Below are 26,266 nucleotides of genomic sequence, written 5' to 3'. Positions count from 1 at the left end.
CCTTAACTGCTGACAACACCTGCGGCCGCCGTTTCCAGATCGAACGCCGCTTTCATAAGAGCCTTTGTATAGTCTGTTTCAGGATTGTCAAAGATTTGTGCCGAGGGACCCTGCTCAACAATTTTTCCGGCGCGCATGACGATCACGCTGTCGGCGATTGCCCGCACAACCTTAAGGTCATGGCTGATGAACAGGTATGTCAGGTTATGGCGGTTTTGCAGGTCACGCAAAAGATCGACGATTTGCGCCTGCACCGACATATCAAGCGCCGATGTTGGCTCATCGAGTACAATGAATTTCGGTTTCAGAATTAGGGCGCGGGCAATGGCGATACGCTGCCGCTGGCCACCGGAAAATTCATGAGGATAGCGATCCTGCGCATCCGGCAAAATGCCGACTTCCTTCAGAACATCTGAAATCCGGTCCCGGCGCTCCATCCTATCGCCCCGGCCTTCATGAACAATCAATCCCTCCTCGATGATCTGTCCGACGGAAAGGCGCGGGCTCAGACTTGAATAGGGGTCTTGAAATACGATCTGCATTTCGGCGCGCAAGGGTCGAAGTTCCGACCAGGTCGAATGCTGGATTTCTCGTCCTTCAAACTGGATTTCGCCGTCCGATGTAATAAGTCGCAGCATCGCGAGGCCGAGTGTCGATTTGCCTGATCCGCTCTCACCGACGATGCCGACCGTATGGCCCTGCTTGACGTTGACGGAAATATCGTCGACCGCCCGGACATAATCGACTGTTCTTTTTAACAAACCCTTCTTTATCGGGAAATAAACCTTGAGGTTCCGGCAGGTCATGACGTCAGGTAAGGCGTCATTCTTGCGAAGCGGCAGACCCTTCGGTTCCGCCTCGAGCAGCATTTTCGTATAGGCATGGCGCGGGCGGGAGAAGAGCTCCTTCGATGAATTCGCCTCGACGATTTCGCCCTGCGTCATGACGCAAACATCCTTGGCCATCTTGCGGACAATTCCGAGGTCATGGGTAATCAGCAGAATCGCCATGCCGAGGCGCTTTTGCAGGTCCATCAGCAGTTCCAGGATCTGCGCCTGAATGGTTACATCAAGAGCTGTCGTTGGTTCATCCGCGATCAGCAGTTCGGGCTCATTGGCAAGCGCCATGGCGATCATCACGCGTTGCCGCTGCCCGCCGGACAGCTGATGGGGGTAAGCATTGAGGCGCTCATCAACTGCATCAAGACCGACCAGCTCAAGAAGCTCCCGCACTCGGGTTGCCGCCTCCTTCGGGCTCATACCTTTATGGACGAGAAGGGTTTCGTTGATCTGCTTCTCGATAGTGTGCAGCGGGTTGAGGGAGGTCATCGGCTCCTGGAAGATCATGGAGACATGGTTGCCGCGAAAATTCCGCATTTCCTTTTGCGGCCGTCCGACAACCTCCATTCCGTTAATCTTGATGGATCCTTTGGGATGCTTGGCGAGCGGATAGGGAAGAAGTTGCAAAATGCTGAGCGCGGTTACCGATTTTCCGGACCCGCTTTCCCCGACCAGCGCGACCGTCTCCCCTTTTTCAATATTGAAGGTGACGCCTTTTACGGCCGGTACGTCCTTGCCGTCGGATTTGAAGGTGACCCAAAGGTCGTTTATCTCTACCAATGCCATTACTGAAACGTCTTTCTCGGATCGAAGGCGTCACGAATGCCTTCCTGCATAAAGAAGGCGAGCGTCAGCATGATCGATAGCGTCAGGAAGGCCGTAATGCCGAGCCAGGGGGCCTGCAGATTGGCCTTGCCCTGGGCGAGCAACTCGCCGAGCGATGGTGAGCCGGGGGGAAGGCCGAGCCCCAGGAAGTCGAGCGAGGTCAGGCTGACGATGGAGCCTGTCAGGATAAAGGGCAGGAAGGTGAGCGCGGAGACCATGGAGTTCGGCAAAAGATGCTTGAACATGATAACGCTGTCGCGGACGCCAAGCGCCCGCGCCGCTCGCACATAGTCGAAATTTCGCGACCGGAGGAATTCGGCGCGCACCACGCCCACAAGGCTCGGCCAGCTGAAAAGCAGCAACAGGACGAGCAGGATGAGAAAGCTCGGCTCGATCAGCGCCGCCAGAATGATCAGGATGTAGAGGCTCGGCATGCCGCCCCAAATTTCCAGCAGGCGCTGGAATATCAAATCTGTCCAGCCTCCGAAGTAGCCCTGCACCGCGCCGGCGGTGACGCCGATGATGGAACTGAGGATGGTGAGGATAACACCAAAAGCCACCGAAATACGGTAGCCATAGATGACCCGGGCGAGCACGTCGCGCCCCTGATCATCGGTTCCTAGCCAGTTCTCCGCATCGGGAGGCGAGGGCGCCGGTGTTGTCAGATCATAATTGATCGTTGAATAGCTGTAGCGGATCAGGGGCCAGACTTGCCAGCCGTTTTCATTGATGAGATCGGCGACAAAGGGGTCGCGATAATCCGCCTCCGTCTCGAAATCCCCGCCGAAGGTCGTCTCGGGATACGCAACCAGAAAAGGGAAGTAAAGCTGGTCCTTGTAGGAAACAAGCAGCGGTTTGTCATTCGCGATCAGTTCGGCGAATAGGGAAATCACGAACAGCGTCACGAAAAACACCATCGACCAGTAACCGCGTCGGTTGGCCTTGAAGTTGTTGAGGCGGCGCTGATTGATTGCGGAAAGGGCCATGGCTTAAGCCTCCCGCGCTTCGAAATCGATCCGGGGATCGACTAAAGTGTATGTAAGATCCCCGACGAGGTTCATGATGAGGCCGAGCAGGGCGAAGACATAAACGGTCGCGAAGATCACCGGATAATCGCGATTGATGGCTGCCTCGAACCCCAGAAGGCCAAGCCCGTCGAGACTGAAAATCACCTCGATCAATAGCGAGCCGGTAAACAGGATGCCAATAAAGGCGCTCGGAAACCCTGCGATGACGATCAGCATCGCGTTCCGGAATACGTGGCCATACAACACGCGCCGTTCGCTAAGGCCCTTGGCCCGGGCGGTAAGTACATATTGCTGGCTGATCTGGTCGAGAAACGAGTTTTTAGTGAGCTGGGTGAGCGCGGCAAAGCCGCCGATAACGAGGGCGGTGACCGGCAGCGCGATGTGCCAGAGATAATCGGTTATTTTCCCGAAAAGGCTCAGTTGCTCCCAGTTATCCGACGTGAGACCCCGCAAGGGGAACCAGTTGAAATAGGAACCGCCGGCAAACAGAACGATGAGCGCCACGGCGAAAAGAAAGCTCGGGATTGCGTTGCCGACAATAACCAGGCTGCTTGTCCAGATATCGAATTTTGTCCCGTCGCGGACGGCCTTGGCAATGCCAAGAGGGATCGAGATCAGATAAACCAGGAGAGTCGTCCAAAGCCCTATAGAAATGGAGACGGGAAGCTTTTCGATCACAAGATTGACGACGGTTTCGTCGCGGAAATAACTCGTGCCGAAATCGAACATCAGGTAGTTCTTCATCATCATGAAGAACCGCTCATGGGCCGGTTTATCAAAGCCGAACTGTACCTCCAGTTCCTTGATAAATTCTGGGTCGAGCCCCTGCGCGCCGCGATAGGTGCTATCGGATCCCAGGGAGGACGATGCGGAGCTGCCGCCGCCGCCGGTATCACCGGTGCCGCTGCCGCCGATGCGAGCCGTGGCGCCAACCGCCGTTCCCTGGATTTCGGCAATGATCTGTTCGATGGGGCCGCCGGGGGCAAATTGTATGACTACGAAGTTGAGAACCATGATGCCAAACAGCGTCGGTATCATGAGCAGGATACGTCTCAAAATATAGGCAAACAACGACTACTCCTCTGTCCGCAAGCTTGAAACTACTTATCCCGGCGGGCAGCCAATTCCTCGGCTTTCGCCTGATCATACCACCAGCTTTGCAGAACCGCACGGTCAAAACCCGGCTTTTTTGATTCCGGCCAGCCGAACTTGTCCCAATAGGCAATAAAGTGGCTCGCCTTGTACCATTGCGGAATGAAATAATAATTCCACATCAGCACCCGGTCGAGTGCGCGCGCCGCCGTCACAAGCTCATCCCGCGTCTTGGCTTCGATGATTTTCTCAACCAGGAAATCGACAGCAGGATTTTTAACGCCTGCGATATTCAGCCCTCCCGTGACATCCGCGGCGGCGGACCCCCACCAGTCCCGCTGCTCCACTCCGGGCACCTGTGGCTGTGGAAAACGGCGTACGACGATGTCGAAGTCAAATTCACGCACCCGGTTCTGCCAGCTTGCCGCGTCAATAACGCGCACGCTGGCATCGATCCCGACGCGCCCCAGATTGGCCACAAACGGATTGATCACGCGGGTAAAGGAATGCTCATAGAGAAGGAACTCGACCTTCATCTGCTGACCGTTGGAATTCACAAGTTTTCTGTCCTGAACGACCCAGCCCGCTTCCTCGAAAAGATCGAGGGCGGCTCGGGTTTGTGTGCGGATATTTCCCGATCCGTCCGTTTTGGGCGGCGCAAATTCTTTTGTGAAGACGTTTTCGGGCAGGATATTCTTGTAGGGCGTGAGAAGATCGAGTTCCGCAGGCGACGGCGGCCCCGCAGCCTTCATGTCGGAATTCTCGAATACCGATCCGAGCCGGTCATACAACCCATAAAAAAGATTCTGGTTCGTCCATTCATAGTCGAACAAAAGCCCGAATGCTTCACGCGCCCGGATATCATCGAAGGGTGCGCGCCGACTGTTCATGAAAAAGGCCTGCAGACCGGTCAGCTTGGCATCCTTCAGAACATCGCGCTTGATGAATCCTTTTTTGACGGCGGGCTTGGTATCATATTCCGTCGCCCAGGAGCGGGAGGTATACTCCTCGCGGAAATCATACTCGCCGGCGAAGAATGCCTCCAGGGCAATCGTCCGGTCCCGATAATAGTCGACCTGGATCACATCAAAATTGAACCGCCCCTTATGAACGGGAAGATTCTCCGCCCAATGATTTTTAACACGCTCAAAGGTCAGCGTCCGACCCGGACTCACTCTGACAAGCTTGTACGGCCCGGATCCCAGCAGCGGCTCCATCGTCGTCACGCCAAATTCACGGTTCTCAAATGACGCTTTTGAAAGGATCGGCATAACCGCCACCTGATAGGGAAGGTCGCGCGTGAGAGCACCGCTGCGAAATTCAAAACGGATCTTATGCGGATCAAGAACTTTCGCGGCTATGACGTCCCGGTACAGCAGTCCGTACCGCGGGTGCCCCTTGTCTTTCAAGGCGTTGAAGGTGAAGGCGACATCCTCGGCCGTTATCGGTGTGTCATCATGAAAGCGCGCTTCCGGCCGAAGTGCGAACTCAACCCAGAGGCCGGCGTCATCTATCGTCACGCTTTTGGCAAGAAGGCCATAGACGGCGTCGGGCTCGTCATAGGAGCGCGTCATCAGCTGAGTGAAGTTGAAATAGAGATCGCCGCCCTTGTCGCCGTTGATGACGCCGGGATTCCCCTTCAGCAGAAACGGGTTGACGGTATCGAAGCTGTCGAGATCGCGGAGTTTGATCATGCCGCCCTTCGGCGCATCCGGATTAACATAGTCGAAATGGGTGAAGTCCGGTCCATATTTCAGATCGCCGAAAACAGAGAGGCCATAACTTGTTTCAGAGGCGGCAAAACTGCTGTCCGTCCCGAAAATCAGCAACACCGCGGTAATAGGTGCGAGTAACTTTTTCATCTCAACCTCCCTGACGGCCGTTCAAGCTATTGTTGCTGGCGTAGTTTCTTCATGCCCTCCTGCAACCGCTTTTCTTTTTCCGGATCAACCCACCAGGCGAGTATGTCCGGCCCCTGGCCCGGATTGACATCTGTATGACCGAATTTGTTCCAATAAGCGATGCGGTCGTAAGCGGCATGGAACTGGGGTACGACATAGAAATTCCATGTCAACACCCGATCGAGCGCGCGAACGGCGGGAATCAGGTCTTCATAAGTCGGCGCCGAGATCAGGTTCTCAATAAGCGCATCGACAACCGGATTATCGATCCCCATCACATTCCGGCTGCCCGGGCGTTTGCCCGCTTCGCTGCCCCAGAATTCGCGTTGCTCGTTGCCGGGGCTGATGGACTGCCCGAAACCGGCGGTCGTGATGTCGAAATCGTAATTGCGAAGCCGTTCCGTATATTGCGCCGTGTCGACAACGCGGGTCGAGGCGTCAATCCCCAGCTTTTTAAGATTCTTTATAAAAGGCCCCGTGATGCGCAGGCTGTTCGGATCATACATCAGGAATTCAATGGTGAGTGGCTTGCCCGTATTCGGGTCAATCAGCTTGCCATTCTTCACTTCCCATCCCGCGTCCTCAAGAATTTTTCGGGCCACGCGAAGCGGCGCGCGATCCTGGCCTGATCCATCGGTCACGGGCGCCTTATAAGCCGGGCCGAACACGCGCGGAGGCAATTGATCCCGGTAGGGTTCCAGGATCGCCAGTTCCTCCTTGGTGGGCTCACCCGTGGCGGCCATCACCGAGTTTTCGAAGAAGCTGTTGGTCCGGCTGTATTGGTCATAGAAAATATTGCGGTTCAGCCACTCGAAATCGAATGCATAGGTCAGGGCTTCACGCAGGGCCGGATCCTGGAATTTCGCGCGCCTCAGGTTGAACGCATAACCCTGCATCCCGGCTGATCGTTCGTTTGGCACTTCCTCAAGGATGACCAGCCCTGCCTTCACGGCAGGAAAATCATAGCCGGTGGCCCAGTTCTTGGCGCTGTTTTCCGCGCGATAATCATATTCGCCGGCCTTGAAGGCCTCCAGCAGGACAGCCGTGTCCCGGTAAAAATCATACCGGATCGTCCCGAAATTATATCGACCCTTGTTGACCGGAAGATCGGCGCCCCAATAATCGTCGACCCGTTCATAGGTGATGTACCGGTTCGGTTCGAAAGATTTCACACGATAGGGGCCGGAGCCGAGGATCGGTGTCAGGGTCGTTTCGTCAAAACTCCGCCCTTCGAAATGCTTTTTCGAAAGAACCGGGAGGAGCTGGCCGACAATCTGCGGAAGTTCGCGGTTCGGCGGGCCTGAGAAATTGAACTTGATGCGATGATCGCCGAGTTTTTCCGCCGATTCCACATCGGCATAATAGTAACGGAAAAGCGGCGTGCCTTTTTCCTTTACTTCCGCAAGGCTGAAAATCAGATCATCTGCCGTAATCGGCGTGCCGTCATGAAACCGGGCTTCGGGGCGCAAATTGAAGATTGCGAATGAGAGATCTTCCGCGACCTCAATACTTTCGGCCACCAGTCCGTATTCCGCGCTGGGATCGTCATAGGACTGGGTCAGCAGAGTTTCGAAAGTCAGGCCGAGACCGTTCGCAGACTGGCCTCGGGAGATAAAGGGATTGAGATTGTCAAAGCCGCCTACCGCCGAAAGTTTGACATCGCCGCCTTTCGGGGCGTTGGGATTGACATAATCAAGATGCGTGAAATCGGGGCCGTATTTCAGCGGGCCCGCAAGCGAGAGGCCATGACTCTTCGTCGTTTTTACCTCTTCTGCAGCAACTGGAAGGGGGAGGCTTAGCAGCAAAATGGCGGTGACGGCTGATCTCAAGAATCCCATGGATGTCCTCACTTGACGGCTCCTGTTTAGACTTATTCACCAAGATGGGAGGTTAACCGGGCGACATCAAGGAAAAAAACCGATTGTCGCGCTGACTTAATTACGCCATTATTTCAAGGGCTTGCTGATGCAGCGCCGGATCGCCGGTTGCAAGGACGTAGCCGGGATTGGCAAGTGTCATGGGATGCCCCGACCAGTCGGTGATCCTGCCGCCAGCATTTTCCACAATGGGGACGAGCGCGCAATAATCAAAAGGTTTCATGTCGCAATCCGCGATGATATCGACGAAGCCGAGCGACAGCAGGCCATAGGCGTAACAATCATAGCCGAAGCGCTTGCGTTTTATCGCCCCGTAAAGTCGGCGAAAGCTCGGGCCGTGATCTCCTTCCAGCAACTCCGCGCCCCAAGCAAACAGGGTCGCGTCGGCAAGGCGTGCGCAGGACCGCGTATTAACAGCGCGACCGTTTAGCGTCGTCCGGCCATTCGCGCCGAGCCAGCGTTCGCCGGAGATAGGCTGATCCAATATTCCCATTATGGGAACCCCTTTCCGGGTCAGCGCAATCAGGATGCCGAAAGTCGGGCTGCCGGAAATAAAGGAGAGGGTCCCGTCAATGGGATCCAGAACCCAGACATATTCCGCGTCAGTTCGGATGTTTCCGTGTTCTTCGCCAATGATGCCATGTTCGGGAAAGTGGGATTCAATGAGGTCACGCATCACGGCTTCAGCGTTGCGATCGGCGATTGTGACCGGACTGTTGTCTTCCTTGCCGATAATGCCAATCGGTTGGCGAAACAAGGGGCGGATCACCTCACCGGCGGCGTCCGCCATCCGGTGAGCGAGAGTAACAAATTCCTGCGGGCAATCTTTAGTCACGCAACCCGCGGGCCTGGTTATTCGGCCGGCGGAAGAGGAACGTCGCTCTTGCCGAGGGTCCGGAGATAGGCAATCAGGTCAGCGCGGTCTTCCGGCTTTTTGATGCCGGCGAAGGACATTTTGGTTCCCTTGATATAGGTGCTCGGCTTGGCCAGGAAGACGTCAAGGTCTTCATATCCCCAGGCACCGCCCTTTTCATGGAGCGCGTCGGAATAGCTGAAATCGCCGACGGCGCCTTTATCCCGGTTGAGAACGCCGTAGAGGTTCGGACCAATTTTATTGGCCCCGCCTTCTTCCGCCGTGTGGCAGGCGCCGCATTTCTTGAAAACCTTCTCACCTTTAGCCGCATCAGCGGAGGCGAGCAAAACGCCAAGGGATGGACCAACAACTTTATCGTTCGAGGCGACTTCCGAAGAGGCAACTTCACCGGTATCGATCGCGTAGGCAGGTTCTTCCGGATACGTCGGATGGACCGCAAGCGTCGCGACTTCATTGATGACCATAATAATCAGGACACCGGCCAGAACGGCACCGGCAATTTTGTTAAACTCGAAAGTATTCATTGCTGACCTCAGCTATCAAACCTGCCGGTACATTTACCAGCCGTGATAAAAAAAAGCGAGGGCAAATTAACCGCTTTCTCATTAGGTGCGCAAGACGTATATATGCTTTTTTGGGTTAAAATTGACGTTTTGGATCATAATCATGGGCGCTCCGTCGCGAAAACCGCTGATTGTCATACCGGCCCGGATGGCCTCAACCCGTCTGCCGGGAAAACCGCTTGCCGATATCAACGGGTTGCCGATGATCGTTCAGGTGCTCCGGCGTGCGGAAGAGGCGGAAATCGGTCCAGCCGTTGTTGCCTGCGCCGAAGAGGAGATTGCCGCTGCGGTCCGCGATGCCGGCGGCAGGGCGATTTTAACGCGCCCGGATCATCCCTCCGGCTCTGATCGGGTCTTTGAGGCGGTGCAGAAATATGATCCTGACGGCACCTTTGATGCCATCGTCAATCTGCAGGGCGACTTGCCGGCACTGGATCCGGCCGCGATCGCCGCGGTCTTCGAGCCGCTTCAAAATGTCGCAGTCGATATCGCGACCTTAGTCGCCGAAATCAAGGACGACGGGGAACTCGGGGACGAGAATGCCGTCAAGGCCGTCGTTTCTCTTCGTGGCGGGGAGCGGATCGGCCGGGCGCTCTGGTTCAGCCGGCTAGCAACTCCCTGGGGGGCGGGGCCGCATTATCATCATATCGGGCTCTACGCCTACCGGCGTTCCGCGCTCGAACGGTTCATCGCCCTGCCTCCGGCGCCTCTGGAGCAACGGGAGAAGCTCGAGCAGTTGCGCGCCCTTGAAAATGGCATGCGCATCGATGCCGCCGTCGTTGACACGGTGCCCCTTGGTGTCGATACTCCCGAGGATTTGGCGCGTATCCGCCGTATGTTTGTTTCCTGAAAAATTGAGAAGTTAAAATGTCAGATATCGATCCCGAAAATCGTATTGCCTTCCAGGGCGTTCCGGGGGCCTATGGCCATCTGTCCTGCAGCACAGTCTACCCGCAGATGGAGGCAATGGCCTGTGATACCTTTGCGGATGCGCTGGCGATGGTGCGGGACGGGGAGGCGGCCCTTGCCATGATTCCGATTGAAAATTCGCTTGGCGGCCGTGTTGCCGATATTCATCATCTGTTACCGGACTCCGGCCTATATATCATCGGCGAGCATTTTCAGCCAGTAAAGCATCAACTTCTCGGCGTCCCGGGGGCGGTTCTGTCGGACATCAAGGAGGTGCACAGCCACGAGCAGGCACTGTCCCAATGCCGGGGTCTGACCCGCGATCTCGGGATCGAGCCGATGATTCATGCGGACACCGCCGGATCGGCGAAGATGATCGCGGAACTCGGAGACAAGTCAAAGGCCTCCATTGCGTCCAGCCTGGCCGGGGAGATTTACGGCCTGACCGTTCTTCGCGACCGGGTTGAGGACCGCATCGGAAATACCACCCGCTTCATCATCATGTCCCGGCAGCGGCAGGACCCGGACCCTAAAGACGGAAGCTGCATGATGAGTTTCGTTTTTCAGGTCCGAAGCCAGCCGGCGGCATTGTATAAGGCGCTTGGCGGATTTGCGACCAATGGCATCAATGTGACCAAGCTGGAAAGCTATATCACGGACGCGAGTTTCGAAGCGGCGCAGTTCTACATAGACATCGAGGGGCATCCGGACGAAGCGCGGGTTTCCCGGGCGATTGAGGAATTGCAGTTCTTCTCCGCCAAGCTCAAGATTCTCGGTGTGTATCCGGCCAATCCCTATCGGCGCCAGTATGGCGCCTGATTCGGCTTGATCGTTTCACATTTAATTCATATATAGCGACCGCAGTTGCGAAATTTCTTTGGACGGTGCTGTTCGCGTAAATGCGAGAGGGACGTGATGTTTAGAAAATATATGGATGACCTCTTAGGGCTCAGCTTCGGCCAGAAAGTTTTTCTCCTCGCGGGTGTTGTCGCGATGGCGATCGTCGTGACGGGGTCCAATATCCTTGTCGAGCTGCCGCTCAATGACTGGTTCACCTGGGGCGCGATATCCTATCCGGTCGCCTTTCTCGTAACGGACATCACCAACCGGACGCTCGGCGTCCGACTCGCGCGGAAGGTGGTCTTTGTCGGCTTTATCGCCGCAGTTGTCATGTCCATCCTGTTTGCAAATCCGCGCATCGCGATTGCCTCCGGCACCGCGTTCCTGATCGCGCAGATGCTTGACGTGGCGATTTTCGACAGGCTGCGGCGGCAGAGCTGGTGGAAAGCACCGGTTGCCTCATCCTTCATCGCATCCTTTGTCGATACCGTTATCTTTTTCACCCTGGCTTTTGCCGGAACAGGATTGCCTTGGCATACATGGGCGCTTGGCGACTTCGCGGCGAAAATCATTATGGTGGCGGTGTTGATTCTGCCCTTCCGCGGTCTGATCAAGATCACCGATCCGTTGACCCTGGCGCCTGCCACACGATAGGCGGGTTTCTCACTCCACCCAGAATTTCGCGAGTTGATGGGCGAGGGCGATCGGCCCGCCCATTCGCAGACCGGTGGGTTTCGTGCTCTGTTCCAGCATCGCGCGGACTTCCTCGCGGCTGAACCATCGCGCATCGTTTAGCTCCGTCCGGTCGACCGTTATCTCCTCGCTGAGGGCTTCGGCAAAGCAGCCGATCATCAGGGACGACGGGAACGGCCAGGGCTGCGACTGGTGATATCGGACATCACCGACCTTGATGCCGGATTCTTCGAGAACCTCCCGCCGAACGCCCTGTTCGATGGTCTCCCCGGGTTCGATAAAGCCGGCGAGGCAGGAATAGAAATCGCCCGGGAAATTGATCCCCTGTCCGAGCAGGCATTTGTCGCCATGCGTTACCATCATGATCGCCACCGGATCGGTGCGCGGAAAATGCGTGGCCTTGCAGTTGGAGTCTTCGCAGACTCGCGAATACCCGGCCTCCTGAGGCCGGGTTGATGATCCGCAGACGGCGCAAAAGCCATGCCGGTTATGCCAGTCGATCATGGAGCGCGCCTGTGCGAGCGCGCCCGCCTCGCCGGGGCTCAGCTGCGGTGCGATGGAGCGCACGTCAATGAATTTTCCCCAATCGCCATTCGGTGGATTTTTCGGATTTTCGATCGCCGAAACGTCAATTGCGAAATGACAGGCGAAATCCGCTATTCCAAGGAATATGAACGCTGCGCCAGCGTCGATAAATTCTCGGACATCCGCAGCTCCGCGCCAGTCAATCGACGGATTCCCCATCAGATCGATCAGGGCCTTCAGCTGATGCATCGGGAGAAACCGGCTGCTCGGATCCTGTAATTTTTCTTTTATCCAGTTCGGGTCGGTCCGAAGGTGGGATGCGCGGTCAAATCGACCGCCGGCAAAGACTATCGGTTTATTCATGAGCGGCAGATTGTCACAAGTTTTTCTTTCCTGCAATCGTCAAGACGGCAATTTTTGAATGATTGTTCCATAGAATGAGCAAAAAAATCATGAAAAAGGCTTGCTTCCGGACCGCAGTTGCATGATATAGGCGGTGGAAGGCTGGCGATGGGCGTGCCTCTCGCCAATCCGGTCAGGTCCGGAAGGAAGCAGCCGTAACGAGTTTCGGCGCGGGTTGTTGCCAGTCTTCTTTTTCCCAATGAAATCCCGCAAATAAGATTGGTAAATTCGTCGCCTTTGGCTGGTCTTTTCAAGACGAACTCTGCTATGATCGCGCCATGACAAGCGATCAGGTCAACAGCCCCTACCGTGTTCTGGCCCGGAAATACCGTCCCTCGACATTTGACGAGTTGATCGGTCATGAAGCCATGGTGCGCACCCTTTCCAACGCGCTGGAAACGGGGCGTCTTGCGCATGCCTTCATATTGACCGGAACGCGGGGAATCGGCAAGACGACGACGGCCCGCATCATTGCCCGTGGCCTTAATTGCACGGGCGCGGATGGCACGGGCGGACCGACGATCTCGCCCTGTGGCGTTTGTCCAAATTGCGTCGCGATTGCCGAAGATCGCCATCAGGATGTCCTGGAAATGGACGCGGCAAGCCGGACAGGCGTCGATGACATACGCGAGTTGATCGACGGTGTCCGCTATCTTCCTGTCGCGGCACGCTTCAAGATCTACATAATCGACGAAGTGCACATGCTCTCGAAGAATGCCTTCAATGCGCTACTGAAAACGCTGGAAGAGCCGCCGGAGCATGTGAAATTCATCTTCGCAACGACGGAAATCCGTAAAATCCCGGTCACCGTTCTCTCCCGTTGTCAGCGGTTTGACTTAAAACGTGTCGACGGAGATACGCTCGCCGCTTATTTCGCCACCATTGCCGAAAAGGAGCAGGCGGAGATAGAGACGGACGCCCTTGCCCTCATTGCCCGTGCGGCGGAGGGATCGGTCCGGGACGGTCTTTCCCTGCTCGATCAGGCAATTGCCCATGGTGATGGCAAGGTAACGGCGCTACAGGTACGCGACATGCTCGGCCTTGCCGACCGAACGCGTATTCTCGATCTGCTCAGCCTCGTAATGGAGGGGAATATAAAGGCGGCGCTAGCGCTCTTTCGCGGGCAGTATGACAGCGGTGCCGATCCGGTGGTCGTCATTCAGGATCTTCTCGAACTCACGCATTGGCTGACATCGCTCAAGGTCACGCCGGAGGCCGCCAATAATATCGCGATGGCGGGCGGGGAGGTAAAGCGCGGCGAAGAAATGGCGGCGAATCTGACGATGCCCGTCCTTGCACGCAGTTGGCAGATGCTGCTGAAGGGTCTGGAGGAAGTGAGCCATGCGCCCATGCCGCTTGCCGCCGCGGAGATGGTGCTCGTGCGCCTCGCCTATGTCAGTGAACTTCCAACGCCGGGAGAGTTGGCGCGCCAGCTTGCCGAGGGCCCTAAGGAAACCGCTGCAGCGTCTCCTGCGGCGAATGGTGGCGGGACCGCCGCAGGACCTCGCGTCGGGACGGCAATGCCGACGGCGCGTTCAGGGGGTGCAGCAATGGCACTGTCTCCCTCGCCGGCGCCGCAACCGGAGACGGAGCCGCGCGCGCATTTGTCGCTGGTTGCCAGGAACGACAGTCTCCCCGAAGCCGAGCCGGTCCAAAGCGAACCAACAGTCGAAAAAGCGCCGCTTCAGTCGATGGAAGATGTCGTCAACCTGCTTACCGACCGTCAGGACATCAAGCTGAAGGGAGAGGTTCTCAATTTTGTCCGCCCGGTAACTTTCAGGCAAGGTCTCATCGAGTTCAGCCCGGCGGCAGGCGCTTCGGCGGATCTCGCAAGCAGGCTTGGTCGACGACTACGGGATCTTACGGGCGAAATGTGGGAGGTGCGCCTCACTGCTGATACGGAAGGAACCGCAACTGTTGCGGAAAAGCGCCAGAGCGACAAGGCGGCGGAAATTGCCGCGCTGGAAAGCCATCCGGTTGTCCAGAATATCAAGTCGCATTTTCCCGCCGCATCAATTCGTGAAGTCCGGCATCTTGGGCCCTCACTTGACATTATGCTTCCCGATGACATATCCGGTGAAGACGAAATCGACGATGGAGAGACATTCGAATGAAGAACCTTGGCAGCCTGATGAAACAGGCCAAAGAGATGCAAAACAAGATGGCCGAAATGCAGGCCGCATTGGAGCATCACGAAGTGACGGGGCAATCCGGGGCCGGAATGGTCAAGGTGACCCTCAATTGCAAGGGCGAGATGCGAAAACTCGATGTCGATTCTTCACTTGTGGATCCGGAAGACAAGGAAGTTATGGAGGATCTGATCGTCGCCGCCCATGCTGACGCCCGGACCAAAGTAGAGGCCTATTCGGCCGAAAAAATTAAGGAAATGACCGGCGGGCTGGAATTGCCGCCGGGCATGCAGCTGCCCTTCTGACGAGGCGGTTTCAGTTTATATGAGCCAGTCCGAAATTGATCATCTGATACAGCTTCTCTCGAAACTGCCGGGACTGGGCTCGCGATCGGCACGGCGTGCCACTCTCTATCTGATCAGCCGCCGGGAAAGTCTGCTCTCGCCGCTGGCCTCCGCCATGCAGGCGGCGGCGGAAAATGTCAAAGTCTGCGGTACCTGTGGCAATCTGGATGTCATGGATCCCTGCGGCATTTGCCGTGATGACAGGCGGGACAAGAGTCTTCTCTGCGTCGTTGAGGATGTCTCCGACCTGTGGGCGCTGGAGAGATCGGAAGCCTTTCGCGGAACTTATCATGTGCTGGGCGGGACGCTGTCCGCACTCGACGGAATCGGGCCGGATGAACTCAATGTCGAACCGTTGGTCCAGCGTGTCGGCGAGGGAGGCGTCACCGAGGTAATCCTCGCGCTGAACGCGACCGTCGACGGTCAGACGACCGCTCATTATCTCTCCGATCGGCTGTCAGAACTGGGTGTGCAGATTACCCGGCTTGCTCATGGGGTGCCCGTTGGCGGAGAACTAGACTATCTCGACGACGGAACGCTGTCGGCGGCGCTTAAATCCCGCCGGTCCATGGGTTAGCTCTCCTGGTTTACCTTTTGCGGCATATCCGGCGGGCTTGACAGCAGGCTGCCATCTTCCTCGCCCAACTGCAACTCCTCGATCTTTTCAGCGCGGCTGCTGATTTTCCGGCTTGATGTTTCAATCAGCTCGACATCCTTGCTCGCCTGCAGGAAATGCTTTCCGAGACTGTCGACCCTCGCATCGAGCCGTTCAACATCCTTCAACAAGATGCCGACTTCCTTTTGTATGACCCCGGCTTGCGCCCGCATCTGACTGTCTTTCAGGACTGCCCGCACGGTGTTTAGCGTCGCCATCAGCGTGGTCGGCGAGACAATCCAGACCCGCGCCTTGTAGGATCGTTCCAGTATGGCCGGAAAATTGGCATGAAGCTCCGCATAGACGGCTTCGGAGGGAAGGAAGAGAAGTGCCGATTCCGCGGTTTCGCCCTCCAGGATGTATTTCTCGCTGATATCTGCGATATGTTTCTGCATGGCGCCGGTGAACGCGCGTGTCGCCTGCATCCGGTCGCCATCCGTTTCGGCCTGTCTTAGCAGGTGATAGCTCTCAAGCGGAAATTTCGCATCGACAACGATGGACCCGGGAGGATTGGGAAGTTTTATCAGGCAGTCGGCGCGCCGCCCGTTGCCGAGTGTGACCTGAAATTCATAGGCTGATGGCGGCAACGCGGATTTCACGAGATCATTGAGCTGGATTTCCCCGAATGCGCCTCGCGCCTGCTTGTTGGCGAGAATATCCTGCAGCCCGACGACTTGGTTGGAAAGCTCCGTCAGGTTGCTCTGTGCTTTGTCGATCACCGCAAGGCGCGCTTGCAACTCTGTAAGGCTTTGCCCGGTTTTCTCCGCCGACTGGCTGAGGCTGTCGCCAAGGCGTTTCGAGACCGTGTCCAGCCGCTCGCTCAAGGTCTGGTTGATCTCCTGACGGCTTGCGGCGCTGTCTGTGGAAATCTGTTTGAGCTGTCCTTCCAACTGTGCGTGCTGATTGAGAAGGCTTTCCGTGAGACGGGTCAGATTTTCACTGTTGGCAGAGGCGCTTTTCGCCAGCTTCTCCGCCTTCGACATCTTGAAGAAGAGAACCAGTGTAATAACCGTCAGAAAAGCAATGATCGCAATTAAGGCGATTTCCATTAAAAACACTCTCCGTAACGCCGTTCGTCGCTGGTCAATAGTCTTGACGAACGCGAACAGGCATAATACCTACTCATCTGTATATCGTAACGTGAACAACAACGGAACACCATGGCCCTTTTGCCCATTTATACAGCGCCGGACCCGCTTTTGAAAACCATCTCGAAACCGGTCGAGGATGTGGACGATAAAATCCGCACGCTGGTCGAGGACATGTTCGAGACCATGTATGCCGCGCCGGGTATCGGTCTCGCCGCCATACAGGTTGGCGTTCCAAAGCGCTTGTTGGTCATCGATGTCGTAGGCAAGGGCCGCGACGACGAGGAGCCGCAGCCTCTGGCGCTGATTAATCCCGAGATTGTCTGGGTGTCCGACCATGATGCGACCTATGAAGAAGGCTGCCTCTCCGTCCCCGATCACTACGCGGACGTTGTGCGGCCGGCCGAAGTTGAAGTGACGTATCTCGACGTCGAAGGAGAGCGGCAGACCCTTCGCGCCGAAGGGTTGCTCTCCACCTGTATCCAGCATGAGATGGATCATCTCGACGGTATTCTGTTTCTTGATCATTTGTCCGCGCTCAAGCGCAATATGATTCTCCGCAAATTGCTCAAACAGAAAAAACTGGCGAGCTGAAAGGGCCGGTATGGCGGGATTGCGACTTGCCTTTATGGGAACGCCGGCGTTTTCTGCCCATATCCTGAAAGCGCTGTTGGATTCTCCGCATGAGGTGGTCTGTGTTTATTCCCAGCCACCGCGACCGGCGGGCCGGGGCAAGAAGCTGTTGCCTTCTGCCGTACACCAACTTGCCGAGGCGGAAGGCGTGCCTGTCCGCACCCCCGTTTCGCTTAAATCTCTCGAAGTTCAGAAGGAATTCGCCGACTTGCAACTCGACGTGGCTGTTGTCGTCGCCTATGGACTCATACTTCCGGGGCCGGTACTAGAGGCGCCAAAGCACGGCTGCCTCAACCTTCATGCATCGTTATTGCCGCGATGGCGCGGCGCGGCGCCGATCCAGCGAGCCATCATAGCCGGAGACAAGGAGACGGGCATCGCTGTGATGCAGATGGAGGCGGGGCTGGATACGGGTCCCGTTTTGTGCGAAGCGCGGCTGCCTATCATGGCGGATACAACGGCCGGATCGCTTCATGACGCATTGGCGAAGGCCGGCGCGGAAATCCTGCTGAAGACCCTCTCCCGGCTTGGCGATCCTGCTCTGGTGGCGCTGCCGCAGGCGACGGATGGCGTTATATACGCCGAAAAAATATCGAAGTCCGAAGCGGCGATCGACTGGACGCGAAGCGCTGTCGATCTGGATCGGCATATTCGGGCGTTGAACCCGGCGCCCGGCGCCTATTTCGAGTATCAGGGGCAGCGGATCAAGTTGCTGGCGGCGGCGCCGGTTGACGGTGACGGGCAGCCCGGTGAGGTCCTGGATGATCAACTGACCGTGGCTTGCGGCGAGGGGGCGTTGCAACTCCTGACCCTTCAGCCAGCTGGGAAGGGCGCGATGAGTGCGGTCGCCTTTCTCAATGGCCGTCCCGTCAAAAAAGGCGAGGTGCTGGGCTGATGCCCTGTTACCGGATAACGATCGAGTATGATGGGCGAGAGCTTGTCGGTTGGCAACGCCAGAAGAACGGCCCTTCGGTCCAGCAGCATATTGAAGAAGCCATTTTCGAATTTTGCGGCGAAGAGATACGCATTCAGGGCGCGGGCCGGACAGATGCCGGGGTTCATGCGTTTGGGCAGGTCGCGAGCTTTGAGCTAGCCTCGAACCGAAAGCCGCAAGTCGTGATGAACGCGCTCAATCAGCATTTGAAACCGGCACCAATTGCAATCCTGGCATGCGAGGAGGTGGATGCGGACTTCAGCGCCCGGTTTAGTGCGACCAAACGGCATTATCTCTACCGGATCATCAATCGCCGGGCACCGTTGACGGTAGATGCGGGTCTTGCCTGGATTGTCAAACGGGAGCTGGATGCGGATGCCATGAATGAGGCCGCAAGGATTCTCATAGGGCGGCATGATTTCACCAGCTTTCGCGCGGCCGCCTGCCAGGCAAACTCACCGGTAAGGACGCTTGAAAAGCTGATGGTTTCACGAGACGGAGAAGAGATACAAGTCCGCGCGTCCGCCATTTCCTTTTTGCATAATCAGGTTCGCTCGATGGTCGGCAGTCTCGCCCTCGTCGGGACCGGGCAATGGACGAAGGGTGATCTAAAAGCGGCGCTGGATGCGAAGGATCGCCAACGCGCCGGGCCGAATGCGCCGCCTTACGGGCTTTATCTGACGCAGGTTGATTATGACTAGACCGGTGCGGTAAAAAGCCAGCCGGAAAAGACAGCCTGCACAAGAACGACTACCAGAAATTCAAGGAAGGCAAAGCCCACGGCCTGCGTAGTCGTTACCTTCAGCGTGACCTTCAGAATATACCAAAGATAGACATAGGTTGCGCCGATAAAGATGAGATTGACGGCGCTTGCGAAAGCGACGGGGAAAATTCCGCTGATGATAATTGAGACCGGTAGCCAGACGAGAATAATTGCGAACTGAGCCCAGTTATAGACGATAACAAAGACGCTATAGCGGTCCGGAAAGCCGATATATTTGGCGAGAATTGCCATTACCAGCAAATAGGCGCCCCAACTCGACCAGAGCGCAAGACACAGCAGCAGCAGAAAGGGGACGATCGATGTCCCTGTCGGCAAGGTTTTGTAATCGACGGCATTTTCAATAGCGAAAAACGGGACCGCCAGCAGCATCGCGAAGAAGGAGCGATAGAAACCTTCCGCCGAAATATCAAAATAGCCAAGGGCCCGCGGATCGCGCCGTGCGAGGAGATAAGCGCCGAAAAAATAACCCGAAATTTCCTTGAGGGTTATCATCCAGGTTATCTGAAATAACTCTCGAGAATATCCGAGTAGATATCCGCAAGTGCTTCGATATCGGCAACGCTGGCCCGTTCGTCAATTTTATGCATGGTTTGGCTGATAAGGCCGAATTCCACAACGGGGCAGAAGTCCTTGATGAAACGGGCGTCCGACGTACCGCCGGTGGTCGAAAGCACGGGTTTCCTGCCAAGGCGCTTTTCTATGGCATCGACGACAAGTCCGCTGAAATGCCCTTCCGGGGTCAGGAAGGGAGAGGAATTTTTCTGGCTGACAAGCTCATAACGGCAATTGCGGTCGGCGGCGACACTGTCGAGCAAGTTGCGTACGGTCCGATCAAGTGAGTCAAGCGTGTGATGCGTGTTGAAGCGGATATTAAAGGTCGCTTGCGCCGACTTCGGAATGACATTGGTGGCCCGATTGCCGACGTCTATCGTGGTAAACTCAAGATTGCTTGGCTGAAAATGCTCCGTTCCCTCATCGAAAACGAGATTATCGAGCGCCGTCACCATGGCTGCCATATGGGGCAGCGGATTGTCGGCAAGGTGCGGATAGGCGACATGACCTTCCGTCCCGGTAACTGTCAAGTGCCCAGTGAATGAACCGCGCCGCCCGATCTTTACCATTTCGCCCATTTCGGACGGGTTGGTTGGTTCGCCGACGATGCAATGATCAATTTTTTCGCCCTGTTCCTGCATCCAGTTGAGGACTTTCTGCGTGCCATTGATTGCCGGGCCCTCCTCGTCACCGGTAATGAGAAGGCTGATGGAGCCATCAAATTTTCCGTCGGATCTCTCGATAACCCGCTTCGCGGCGATCGCGAAGGATGCGACGGCCGCCTTCATGTCCGCCGCGCCGCGACCGAAAATCATACCGTCTTTGATGGTTCCGTCAAACGGATCGACACTCCAGGCGTCGCGATCTCCCGCCGGCACAACATCGGTATGGCCTGCAAAGCAGAAATTTGGCGCGGCTGTCCCATAGCGGGCGTACAGATTCTCCACATCCGGCGTTCCTTCCTCGCTGAACGTCAGCCGATGGCAGGTGAAGCCGATTTCCTCAAGGCATTGCTGAAGGAGGTCAAGCGCGCCGGCGTCCTTCGGCGTAACACTGGGACAGCGCATGAGCGCCTGGGTCAGGGAGATCACTTCCGAATTTTGTTCGTATTTGTTCATGATTGACCTTTACCGTTCGCCGGGGCATCCGGTCAATGGCGAAGGTGGCGCGGACCAAATAAATGTCTTCTCCATTGCGGTTTCCATATTCACGATATAAGACTGCCTGCCGAAACAGGAAAGAAAGATCATGTCGTTTGTCGCCGCCCTCAGTTCAAGAAATATCCGCGGGATCATTTTCATGACAGCGGGTATTTTCTTTATGAGTTCCATGGATGCCGTGGCGAAATTTCTCGTCGAGGCAAGTTATCCCGTCGTTCAGATGCTCGCTATCAGGGGAGTGGTGCTCATACCGCTTCTCGTCATATGGATGTTTATGCACGGCGGGCCGGGTCTCATCAAGACGCGGCAGGTCGGCCGTCATACGATTAGAGTTGCTTTCGGCGTTTGTGCGCCGCTCCTGTTCTTTCTATCGCTAAAGGAACTGCCGCTCGCCGATGCAACGGTGATCTTCTTTATCTCGCCGTTCGTTATGACGGCGCTTTCGGTTCCGCTATTCGGGGAAAAGGTGGGGGTTCATCGTTGGAGCGCGATTATCATAGGTTTCCTCGGCGTTCTCGTGGTTATGCAGCCGACGTCGGGCCTCCTGCAACTGGAGGCGTTCATGGTGCTCGGCGCAAGCCTCTGTTATTGCGGGGTTATGTTGACCGGTCGTGTGCTTAGCCGGACAGAGTCCACCTATACGATAATTTTCTACAGCAATCTGGGCGTTACGGTCATTACCGGTTTTCTCACCGTTTTCTTCTGGACGCCAATGCCGGTTGTGGATCTGGGCCTCGTCATCCTGATGGCGTTGTTATCCCTTGCCGGAAACATCTGCCTCATCAAATCATTCGCGCTGGGAGAGGTCGGGGTGATCACACCCTTCGAATATACCGGGCTCTTCTGGGCGGTATCGCTCGGATACTTTATTTTTGCCGATTTCCCCGCCGCTAATGTCTGGATCGGCGTTGTGATCATCGCAGGCAGCGGTCTTTACATGGTATACCGCGAGAATTTACGGCGCCGGTGAGGCGCGGCGGAGATAATCCCCGCCGCCCTTAGGTCCGTTAATCCCTCAGAAGATCGTTAATCGAGGTTTTGGAGCGTGTTTGCGCATCGACTGTTTTTACAATGACCGCACAATATAGGCTCGGCCCCGGTGAACCGTCAGGAAGCGGCTTGCCGGGCAGGCTGCCGGGAACGACGACCGAGTAGGCGGGCACGCGGCCGATATGCACTTCGCCGGTCTCGCGGTTGATGATCTTGGTCGACGCACTGATGAAAACGCCCATCGACAGAACGGACCCTTCTTCGACGATGACGCCTTCCACGACTTCAGAGCGGGCGCCGATAAAGCAGTTGTCTTCGATGATCACCGGATCGGCCTGCAACGGTTCCAGAACTCCGCCGATGCCGACACCTCCTGAAAGATGCACATTCTTGCCGATTTGCGCGCAGGACCCGACGGTTACCCAGGTATCGACCATCGTGCCGCTGTCGACATAGGCGCCGAGATTGACGAAGCTTGGCATCAGGACGGCGCCGGGCGCAATATAGGCGCTTTTGCGGACAATGCAGTTGGGGACCGCGCGGAAGCCGGCGTCGCGGAAGCGGTTTTCACCCCAACCTTCAAACTTGCTCGGGACCTTGTCCCACCAGTTGGAGTTAGCCCCCGGACCGCCCGCAATCATTTCCATGTCGTTCAGGCGAAAGGACAACAGCACAGCCTTTTTGGCCCATTGATTGACAACCCAGCCGCTCTCGCCTTTCTCCGCAACGCGCAGCGCTCCGCTATCGAGTGCCTCGAGTGTGGCGTTAACGGCGTCGCGGATTTCGCCCGTCGTCGTGGCGGAAATTTGGTTCCGGTCGTCCCATGCCGCGTCAATGATCGGCTGCAATTGCGCTACTGTCATGTTTATTCCCTGAAATCTGCTAATTCATTGATCGCGAGAACATACCCGGCCTCTGGCAGATGTCAATCTGCCGCGGGCTGTATTTTTCAGGGGATGCTGCGGCGATCGGCTAGGAGCTCGGTCAGCCAGCGGGCAAGGTCGTCGGTCCGGTAATGAATATGCTCGCCCTCCGACCCCTCGTTGGACCAATGGGCGTCATTGGGGATCCAGACAGTAATCATCCCCATTTCATGCGCTGGGGCGAGATTGATCGCCATATCTTCAAAAATGACCGCTTTTTCCGGATTGACATCAAGTTCTTTGACCAGTTTCTCATAGACGGGCTTATGGGGCTTCGGCTTGTACTCCGCGGCGGCGATATCGAAGATATGCTCGAAATGATGATCGATGCCGAGTTGGCTCGATACATTTGTCGCGTGAAAATGCGAGCCATTGGTAAAGATGATCTTTTTACCGGGGAGTTGGGCAAGAGCCGCACTAAGTTCAGGCGCGGCTTCCAGATCGGAAACATCTATGTCATGGACGTAGTCGAGAAAACCGGTCGGATCGATACCGTGATTTTTCATCAACCCGCTAAGGGTCGTCCCGTGGTCGCGGAAGTACTGTTTCTGGACATTCTTTGCTTCGACGAGATCGACATTCAGGAAATCGGAAATAAATTCGCCCATCTTCCTGTCAATTTTTGCGAACAAATTTGATTTGGAGGGATAGAGCGTATTGTCGAGGTCGAAAATCCAGCTATCGACATGCTCAAAGTTTTTCCACACGGGCATCTTGATCATGGGGCTGACTTTGCCGCCGAAAACGAATTCCGACAAGCCCGAATCGGAGTTTATCTGTTGATGCCGGATTTTAAGAGGCTATTAAGCTAACAATCCTATAATTTACCGCCATGAAATTCATTGCGAAACTTTTTCAGGTGCGACAGTCGTGACATATCCTGCAGGGAAAAGAGCAGGTGATTCTGCGACCTATGAGGACCACAAGGCACGGGCGCTCAGCACGGATGTCGCAGTGCGTACAGAACTCGCGGCCAGTGAGGAAACCGAGCCGGAGATCCTTTATTACCTGACCGACGATACGTCCGGCGCGGTTCGCAAGGAACTTGCGATCAATCCCTGTACCCCATCAAAAGCAAATCTGATCCTCGCCGAAGATGACAGCGATGACGTGCGCATGGAGCTTGCACGCAAGATCTGCCGACTGTTGCCGGATCTTTCGGGCGAGCAATCGGCCTTGCTTCTGGACAAGACAATTGAAGTTCTGGAAATTCTCGCTCAGGATCAGGCGACGGCTGTCCGCACCATCATTGCCGATGCGCTGAAGGACAGCCTTGATGCGCCGAAAAATGTTGTGATGTCTCTCGCCCGGGATATCGAAGAAATCGTCGCCAGCCCGATCCTGGAATATTCACCGCTGCTATCGGATGCGGACCTTCTGGAAATAATTGCCGGTGGTATTGCCGCAGGCGCTCTGCCGGCGATTGCGCGCCGCAAAAATCTCGGCGAGGAGGTATCCGATGCCGTCGTCGCGCAGCTTGAGGTGCCGGCAATTTCGGCCCTGCTCGCCAATCCTTCGGCAAAAATTCGCGAAGACACTCTCGACGAGATCATGGATCAGGCGGAACATGTCGTGCCGCTTCATGAACCGCTGGTCATGCGGCTTAACCTGTCACTTCGCGCGATGCGGCGGATTGCCGGGTTTGTTGCCTCGTCGCTTGTCGAAACGCTGGTTGAGCGGCATAACCTCCCGGCGGCAACCGAAAAGGAACTCAAGAATATCGTCCGGCGCCGCATTGATAAGACAACCGAACTTAGCGCCAATCCCGAGGAGAGCGGAAAATCACGGGCGGAGAAACTATTCGCGGCGGGAAAACTCGATGAAGAGGCGATTGCCGACGCGATCGATGCGAAGGATCCGGATTTTGTCGCGGCGGCACTTTCCCTGTTAAGCGAATACGGCCAGAAAAAAATCGAATCCATGTTGGCTTCCCGCAACGGCAAGGTTGTTACATCGCTATGCTGGAAAGCCGGGCTTTCAATGCGCCTCGCCTTCAAGATCCAGACGGCAATCGCGCATGTCGCCCGCGGGGACATCGTGAATGCGCGGAACGGGATAGAATATCCCTTCACTCAAAAGGAAATGGACTGGCAGCTTTCCTTCTTTGACGGATAGTGAAAGCAGCCTATTCGGTTGCCTCTGTGATCATGGTGCCGACGCCATGCTCCGTGAAGGTTTCCAACAGCAGAACATGCGGAATTCGGCCATCGAGAATGGTCGCAGACTCCACGCCTTCTTCAAGCGCGTAGAGACATGTTTCAAGTTTGGGAATCATGCCACCGGCAATGGTCCCGTCCTTCTGCAGTTTGCGCACTTCGGCCGGAGTTAAGCGGTTGATTAGCTTTTTGTTCTTGTCCAGCACCCCCTCAACATCGGTCATCATGATCAGCTTTGTGGCGCCGAGGGCCGCGGCAATATGCCCGGCCGCCGTATCTGCATTGATGTTGAAGGTCTGTCCGTTTGATCCGACGCCGATCGGCGCGATGACCGGGATCAAATTATTTTCCTCGAAGCTTTCCAGAATCTCTGGATTAATGCGGCTGGGCTCGCCGACAAAGCCGAGATCGAGAATCCGTTCGATATTGCTGTCGGGGTCGCGCTTGGTTCGCGTCAGTTTCTGCGCCTCGATCAGGTTGCCGTCCTTGCCCGAAAGGCCAATCGCGAGCCCTCCCGCCTCGTTTATGGAGGTGACGATTTTCTTGTTCAGGGATCCCGAAAGGACCATTTCGGCAATTTCGACCGTTTCCTTGTCGGTCACGCGAAGCCCGTCGACAAAGGAACTCTTGATTTTGAGTCGGTCCAGCATGTTGCCGATCTGCGGGCCGCCGCCATGAACGATCACCGGATTGATCCCGACCTGTTTCATGAGCGCGACGTCGCGCGCAAAGAGATGCGACAACTCATCGTCGCCCATCGCATGGCCGCCATATTTGATGACAAATGTCTGGCCGTTGAAGCGATGCATATAGGGGAGGGCTTCGGATAGGGTCCGCGCCTTGACGAGCTGTTCCTCGACTGACAGTGGCTTATCACTCATAATTTTACCCGGCCTCCTCTGCCAAAGCGGCAAGCTCCGCACGGAGCTCCTCTATCCCGATCCCTTTCATCGAGCTTGTAAGCAGGATTTCCGGGTGCGCGGCCGGCCGCTTCGCAAGTTCCGCCTCGATTTTTTGGGTGAGAGATTTCACGTCACTTTTGTTGCTTTTGTCAACCTTTGTCAGAATGATCTGATAGCTGACGGCGGCGACGTCCAGCATGTCCATTACCTCTCGGTCGGTCGCTTTGAGGCCGTGACGTGCATCCACCAGCAGCAGAACCCGCCGCAATACAGCACGGCCCCGGAGATAGTTGTTCACAAGGTCCGTCCAGGTATCGATCTTTTCTTTCGATACTTTCGCATAGCCGTGACCGGGGAGGTCAACAAGGTACAGCTTGCCGCCGAGATCAAAAAAATTGATCTGCTGCGTGCGTCCGGGCGTGTTGGACGTGCGGGCAAGTGTATTGCGGTTTGTGAGCGCGTTGATCAGGCTCGACTTGCCGACATTGGACCGTCCGGAGAAGGCAACTTCAGTCAGTCCCGACTCCGGTAGCATCTCAAGCGTCGCCGCTCCCGCCACGAACTGGCATTCCTTGGCGAAAAGGAGGCGGCCGGTCTCAAGATAACTTGCGTTGTCGTCGGCGGGACCGGAGGCATCTGTCATATTGC

26 protein-coding genes and 1 other RNA gene are annotated in these 26,266 nt (G+C 56.2%); 12 read left to right on the top strand and 15 right to left on the bottom strand.

Translation table 11 applies throughout. The features are described from left to right. Window positions 1–2 precede the first annotated feature (2 nt). From GQF03_RS15000 to GQF03_RS14970, 7 genes are all read right to left on the bottom strand, one after another. Window positions 3–1,625, bottom strand: coding sequence for an ABC transporter ATP-binding protein (locus GQF03_RS15000; RefSeq protein ID WP_161340093.1), 1,623 nt, complete (start codon window positions 1,623–1,625; stop codon window positions 3–5). Next, window positions 1,625–2,650, bottom strand: a complete 1,026-nt coding sequence (locus GQF03_RS14995) for an ABC transporter permease (protein WP_161340092.1) — start codon at window positions 2,648–2,650, stop codon at window positions 1,625–1,627. Before GQF03_RS14995 ends, GQF03_RS15000 begins: the two co-directional genes overlap by 1 nt. A 3-nt stretch (window positions 2,651–2,653) precedes the next feature. Then, window positions 2,654–3,763: a microcin C ABC transporter permease YejB gene (locus tag GQF03_RS14990; protein ID WP_161340091.1), complete on the bottom strand. Its 1,110-nt coding sequence runs from the start codon at window positions 3,761–3,763 to the stop codon at window positions 2,654–2,656. Between the two features lie 29 nt (window positions 3,764–3,792). Next, window positions 3,793–5,646, bottom strand: a complete 1,854-nt coding sequence (locus GQF03_RS14985) for an extracellular solute-binding protein (RefSeq protein ID WP_161340090.1) — start codon at window positions 5,644–5,646, stop codon at window positions 3,793–3,795. 26 nt (window positions 5,647–5,672) lie between these two features. Beyond that, window positions 5,673–7,523, bottom strand: coding sequence for an extracellular solute-binding protein (locus GQF03_RS14980; RefSeq protein ID WP_161340089.1), 1,851 nt, complete (start codon window positions 7,521–7,523; stop codon window positions 5,673–5,675). A 100-nt stretch (window positions 7,524–7,623) separates the two neighbouring features. Then, window positions 7,624–8,397: a histidinol-phosphatase gene (gene hisN / locus GQF03_RS14975; protein ID WP_161340088.1), complete on the bottom strand. Its 774-nt coding sequence runs from the start codon at window positions 8,395–8,397 to the stop codon at window positions 7,624–7,626. A 17-nt stretch (window positions 8,398–8,414) separates the two neighbouring features. Further along, on the bottom strand, window positions 8,415–8,960 hold the full coding sequence (locus GQF03_RS14970; protein WP_161340087.1) for a c-type cytochrome: 546 nt from the start codon (window positions 8,958–8,960) through the stop codon (window positions 8,415–8,417). Between the two features lie 142 nt (window positions 8,961–9,102). Here GQF03_RS14970 and GQF03_RS14965 point away from each other — a divergent pair, with 142 nt between their 5' ends. The 3 genes from GQF03_RS14965 to GQF03_RS14955 all read left to right on the top strand — a co-directional run bounded on the left by GQF03_RS14965 (window position 9,103) and on the right by GQF03_RS14955 (window position 11,402). Next, window positions 9,103–9,849: a 3-deoxy-manno-octulosonate cytidylyltransferase gene (locus tag GQF03_RS14965; protein ID WP_161340086.1), complete on the top strand. Its 747-nt coding sequence runs from the start codon at window positions 9,103–9,105 to the stop codon at window positions 9,847–9,849. A gap of 17 nt (window positions 9,850–9,866) precedes the next feature. After that, on the top strand, window positions 9,867–10,727 hold the full coding sequence (locus GQF03_RS14960; RefSeq protein WP_161340085.1) for a prephenate dehydratase: 861 nt from the start codon (window positions 9,867–9,869) through the stop codon (window positions 10,725–10,727). A 111-nt stretch (window positions 10,728–10,838) separates the two neighbouring features. Next, window positions 10,839–11,402 carry a queuosine precursor transporter gene (locus GQF03_RS14955; RefSeq protein WP_161340084.1) on the top strand — a complete coding sequence of 188 codons (564 nt, stop codon included), beginning with the start codon at window positions 10,839–10,841 and terminating at the stop codon, window positions 11,400–11,402. 9 nt (window positions 11,403–11,411) lie between these two features. On the opposite strand, the gene nudC is transcribed toward GQF03_RS14955, so the two are convergent. After that, complete coding sequence (gene nudC / locus GQF03_RS14950; RefSeq protein ID WP_161340083.1) at window positions 11,412–12,329, bottom strand: NAD(+) diphosphatase; 918 nt, start codon at window positions 12,327–12,329, stop codon at window positions 11,412–11,414. A 136-nt stretch (window positions 12,330–12,465) separates the two neighbouring features. On the opposite strand from nudC, the gene ffs reads away from it, so the two are divergent. The 4 genes from ffs to recR all read left to right on the top strand — a co-directional run bounded on the left by ffs (window position 12,466) and on the right by recR (window position 15,418). Further along, window positions 12,466–12,561: signal recognition particle sRNA small type (gene ffs / locus GQF03_RS14945), an RNA gene on the top strand. An 85-nt stretch (window positions 12,562–12,646) separates the two neighbouring features. Next, window positions 12,647–14,482: a DNA polymerase III subunit gamma/tau gene (locus tag GQF03_RS14940; protein ID WP_161340082.1), complete on the top strand. Its 1,836-nt coding sequence runs from the start codon at window positions 12,647–12,649 to the stop codon at window positions 14,480–14,482. After that, the gene (locus tag GQF03_RS14935; protein ID WP_161340081.1) at window positions 14,479–14,802 is read left to right on the top strand and encodes a YbaB/EbfC family nucleoid-associated protein; all 324 of its coding nucleotides are present in this window, start codon (window positions 14,479–14,481) and stop codon (window positions 14,800–14,802) included. The genes GQF03_RS14940 and GQF03_RS14935 overlap by 4 nt, the downstream gene beginning before the upstream one ends. Before the next feature lie 19 nt (window positions 14,803–14,821). Beyond that, window positions 14,822–15,418, top strand: coding sequence for a recombination mediator RecR (recR, locus tag GQF03_RS14930; protein ID WP_161340080.1), 597 nt, complete (start codon window positions 14,822–14,824; stop codon window positions 15,416–15,418). Here the strand turns inward: recR and GQF03_RS14925 are convergent. Then, window positions 15,415–16,545 carry a DNA recombination protein RmuC gene (locus GQF03_RS14925; protein ID WP_206375942.1) on the bottom strand — a complete coding sequence of 377 codons (1,131 nt, stop codon included), beginning with the start codon at window positions 16,543–16,545 and terminating at the stop codon, window positions 15,415–15,417. The two genes, recR and GQF03_RS14925, sit on opposite strands and share 4 nt — an antisense overlap. Window positions 16,546–16,656: 111 nt before the next feature. Here GQF03_RS14925 and def point away from each other — a divergent pair, with 111 nt between their 5' ends. Genes def through truA form a run of 3 tightly spaced genes read left to right on the top strand, consistent with a single transcriptional unit; the run spans window position 16,657 to window position 18,852 of the window. Continuing rightward, complete coding sequence (gene def, locus GQF03_RS14920; RefSeq protein WP_161340079.1) at window positions 16,657–17,178, top strand: peptide deformylase; 522 nt, start codon at window positions 16,657–16,659, stop codon at window positions 17,176–17,178. Between the two features lie 19 nt (window positions 17,179–17,197). Continuing rightward, window positions 17,198–18,112, top strand: coding sequence for a methionyl-tRNA formyltransferase (gene fmt, locus GQF03_RS14915; protein ID WP_161340831.1), 915 nt, complete (start codon window positions 17,198–17,200; stop codon window positions 18,110–18,112). After that, the gene (gene truA / locus GQF03_RS14910; protein ID WP_161340078.1) at window positions 18,112–18,852 is read left to right on the top strand and encodes a tRNA pseudouridine(38-40) synthase TruA; all 741 of its coding nucleotides are present in this window, start codon (window positions 18,112–18,114) and stop codon (window positions 18,850–18,852) included. The genes fmt and truA overlap by 1 nt, the downstream gene beginning before the upstream one ends. Here truA and GQF03_RS14905 read toward each other — a convergent pair. Both GQF03_RS14905 and dapE read right to left on the bottom strand, forming a co-directional pair. Then, window positions 18,849–19,427, bottom strand: coding sequence for a hypothetical protein (locus GQF03_RS14905; RefSeq protein ID WP_161340077.1), 579 nt, complete (start codon window positions 19,425–19,427; stop codon window positions 18,849–18,851). The two genes, truA and GQF03_RS14905, sit on opposite strands and share 4 nt — an antisense overlap. A 5-nt stretch (window positions 19,428–19,432) precedes the next feature. Continuing rightward, window positions 19,433–20,605 carry a succinyl-diaminopimelate desuccinylase gene (dapE, locus tag GQF03_RS14900; protein ID WP_161340076.1) on the bottom strand — a complete coding sequence of 391 codons (1,173 nt, stop codon included), beginning with the start codon at window positions 20,603–20,605 and terminating at the stop codon, window positions 19,433–19,435. Window positions 20,606–20,735: 130 nt separating this feature from the next. On the opposite strand from dapE, the gene GQF03_RS14895 reads away from it, so the two are divergent. Then, window positions 20,736–21,617, top strand: a complete 882-nt coding sequence (locus GQF03_RS14895; protein ID WP_161340075.1) for a DMT family transporter — start codon at window positions 20,736–20,738, stop codon at window positions 21,615–21,617. A gap of 37 nt (window positions 21,618–21,654) precedes the next feature. On the opposite strand, the gene dapD is transcribed toward GQF03_RS14895, so the two are convergent. Next, window positions 21,655–22,500, bottom strand: a complete 846-nt coding sequence (gene dapD / locus GQF03_RS14890) for a 2,3,4,5-tetrahydropyridine-2,6-dicarboxylate N-succinyltransferase (RefSeq protein ID WP_161340074.1) — start codon at window positions 22,498–22,500, stop codon at window positions 21,655–21,657. A gap of 86 nt (window positions 22,501–22,586) precedes the next feature. After that, window positions 22,587–23,282 carry a pyrimidine 5'-nucleotidase gene (locus tag GQF03_RS14885; protein WP_206375946.1) on the bottom strand — a complete coding sequence of 232 codons (696 nt, stop codon included), beginning with the start codon at window positions 23,280–23,282 and terminating at the stop codon, window positions 22,587–22,589. 148 nt (window positions 23,283–23,430) lie between these two features. Here GQF03_RS14885 and GQF03_RS14880 point away from each other — a divergent pair, with 148 nt between their 5' ends. After that, window positions 23,431–24,675 (top strand): DUF2336 domain-containing protein, encoded by a 1,245-nt coding sequence (locus GQF03_RS14880; RefSeq protein WP_161340073.1) that lies wholly within the window; start codon window positions 23,431–23,433, stop codon window positions 24,673–24,675. Window positions 24,676–24,685: 10 nt separating this feature from the next. On the opposite strand, the gene argB is transcribed toward GQF03_RS14880, so the two are convergent. Both argB and yihA read right to left on the bottom strand, forming a co-directional pair. Then, a complete protein-coding gene (gene argB / locus GQF03_RS14875; protein ID WP_161340072.1) occupies window positions 24,686–25,597 on the bottom strand; it encodes an acetylglutamate kinase in 912 nt (303 codons plus the stop codon). Between the two features lie 4 nt (window positions 25,598–25,601). After that, window positions 25,602–26,261 (bottom strand): ribosome biogenesis GTP-binding protein YihA/YsxC, encoded by a 660-nt coding sequence (gene yihA / locus GQF03_RS14870; protein ID WP_161340071.1) that lies wholly within the window; start codon window positions 26,259–26,261, stop codon window positions 25,602–25,604. Window positions 26,262–26,266 lie beyond the last annotated feature (5 nt).

The sequence above is a fragment of the Sneathiella chungangensis genome, from assembly GCF_009882935.1.
GTDB lineage: Bacteria > Pseudomonadota > Alphaproteobacteria > Sneathiellales > Sneathiellaceae > Sneathiella > Sneathiella chungangensis.
This window is presented reverse-complemented; position numbering and strand designations above follow the sequence as displayed.

Coding starts and splice junctions, on each gene's coding strand:
- GQF03_RS15000 (WP_161340093.1), bottom strand. CDS start 1,625: ATGGCATTGGTAGAGATAAACGACCTTTGGGTCACCTTCAAATCCGAC.
- GQF03_RS14995 (WP_161340092.1), bottom strand. CDS start 2,650: ATGGCCCTTTCCGCAATCAATCAGCGCCGCCTCAACAACTTCAAGGCC.
- GQF03_RS14985 (WP_161340090.1), bottom strand. CDS start 5,646: ATGAAAAAGTTACTCGCACCTATTACCGCGGTGTTGCTGATTTTCGGG.
- GQF03_RS14980 (WP_161340089.1), bottom strand. CDS start 7,523: ATGGGATTCTTGAGATCAGCCGTCACCGCCATTTTGCTGCTAAGCCTC.
- GQF03_RS14970 (WP_161340087.1), bottom strand. CDS start 8,960: ATGAATACTTTCGAGTTTAACAAAATTGCCGGTGCCGTTCTGGCCGGT.
- GQF03_RS14965 (WP_161340086.1), top strand. CDS start 9,103: ATGGGCGCTCCGTCGCGAAAACCGCTGATTGTCATACCGGCCCGGATG.
- GQF03_RS14960 (WP_161340085.1), top strand. CDS start 9,867: ATGTCAGATATCGATCCCGAAAATCGTATTGCCTTCCAGGGCGTTCCG.
- GQF03_RS14955 (WP_161340084.1), top strand. CDS start 10,839: ATGGATGACCTCTTAGGGCTCAGCTTCGGCCAGAAAGTTTTTCTCCTC.
- nudC (WP_161340083.1), bottom strand. CDS start 12,329: ATGAATAAACCGATAGTCTTTGCCGGCGGTCGATTTGACCGCGCATCC.
- GQF03_RS14940 (WP_161340082.1), top strand. CDS start 12,647: ATGACAAGCGATCAGGTCAACAGCCCCTACCGTGTTCTGGCCCGGAAA.
- GQF03_RS14935 (WP_161340081.1), top strand. CDS start 14,479: ATGAAGAACCTTGGCAGCCTGATGAAACAGGCCAAAGAGATGCAAAAC.
- recR (WP_161340080.1), top strand. CDS start 14,822: ATGAGCCAGTCCGAAATTGATCATCTGATACAGCTTCTCTCGAAACTG.
- GQF03_RS14925 (WP_206375942.1), bottom strand. CDS start 16,545: ATGGAAATCGCCTTAATTGCGATCATTGCTTTTCTGACGGTTATTACA.
- def (WP_161340079.1), top strand. CDS start 16,657: ATGGCCCTTTTGCCCATTTATACAGCGCCGGACCCGCTTTTGAAAACC.
- truA (WP_161340078.1), top strand. CDS start 18,112: ATGCCCTGTTACCGGATAACGATCGAGTATGATGGGCGAGAGCTTGTC.
- GQF03_RS14905 (WP_161340077.1), bottom strand. CDS start 19,427: ATGATAACCCTCAAGGAAATTTCGGGTTATTTTTTCGGCGCTTATCTC.
- dapE (WP_161340076.1), bottom strand. CDS start 20,605: ATGAACAAATACGAACAAAATTCGGAAGTGATCTCCCTGACCCAGGCG.
- GQF03_RS14895 (WP_161340075.1), top strand. CDS start 20,736: ATGTCGTTTGTCGCCGCCCTCAGTTCAAGAAATATCCGCGGGATCATT.
- dapD (WP_161340074.1), bottom strand. CDS start 22,500: ATGACAGTAGCGCAATTGCAGCCGATCATTGACGCGGCATGGGACGAC.
- GQF03_RS14885 (WP_206375946.1), bottom strand. CDS start 23,282: ATGATCAAGATGCCCGTGTGGAAAAACTTTGAGCATGTCGATAGCTGG.
- argB (WP_161340072.1), bottom strand. CDS start 25,597: ATGAGTGATAAGCCACTGTCAGTCGAGGAACAGCTCGTCAAGGCGCGG.
- yihA (WP_161340071.1), bottom strand. CDS start 26,261: ATGACAGATGCCTCCGGTCCCGCCGACGACAACGCAAGTTATCTTGAG.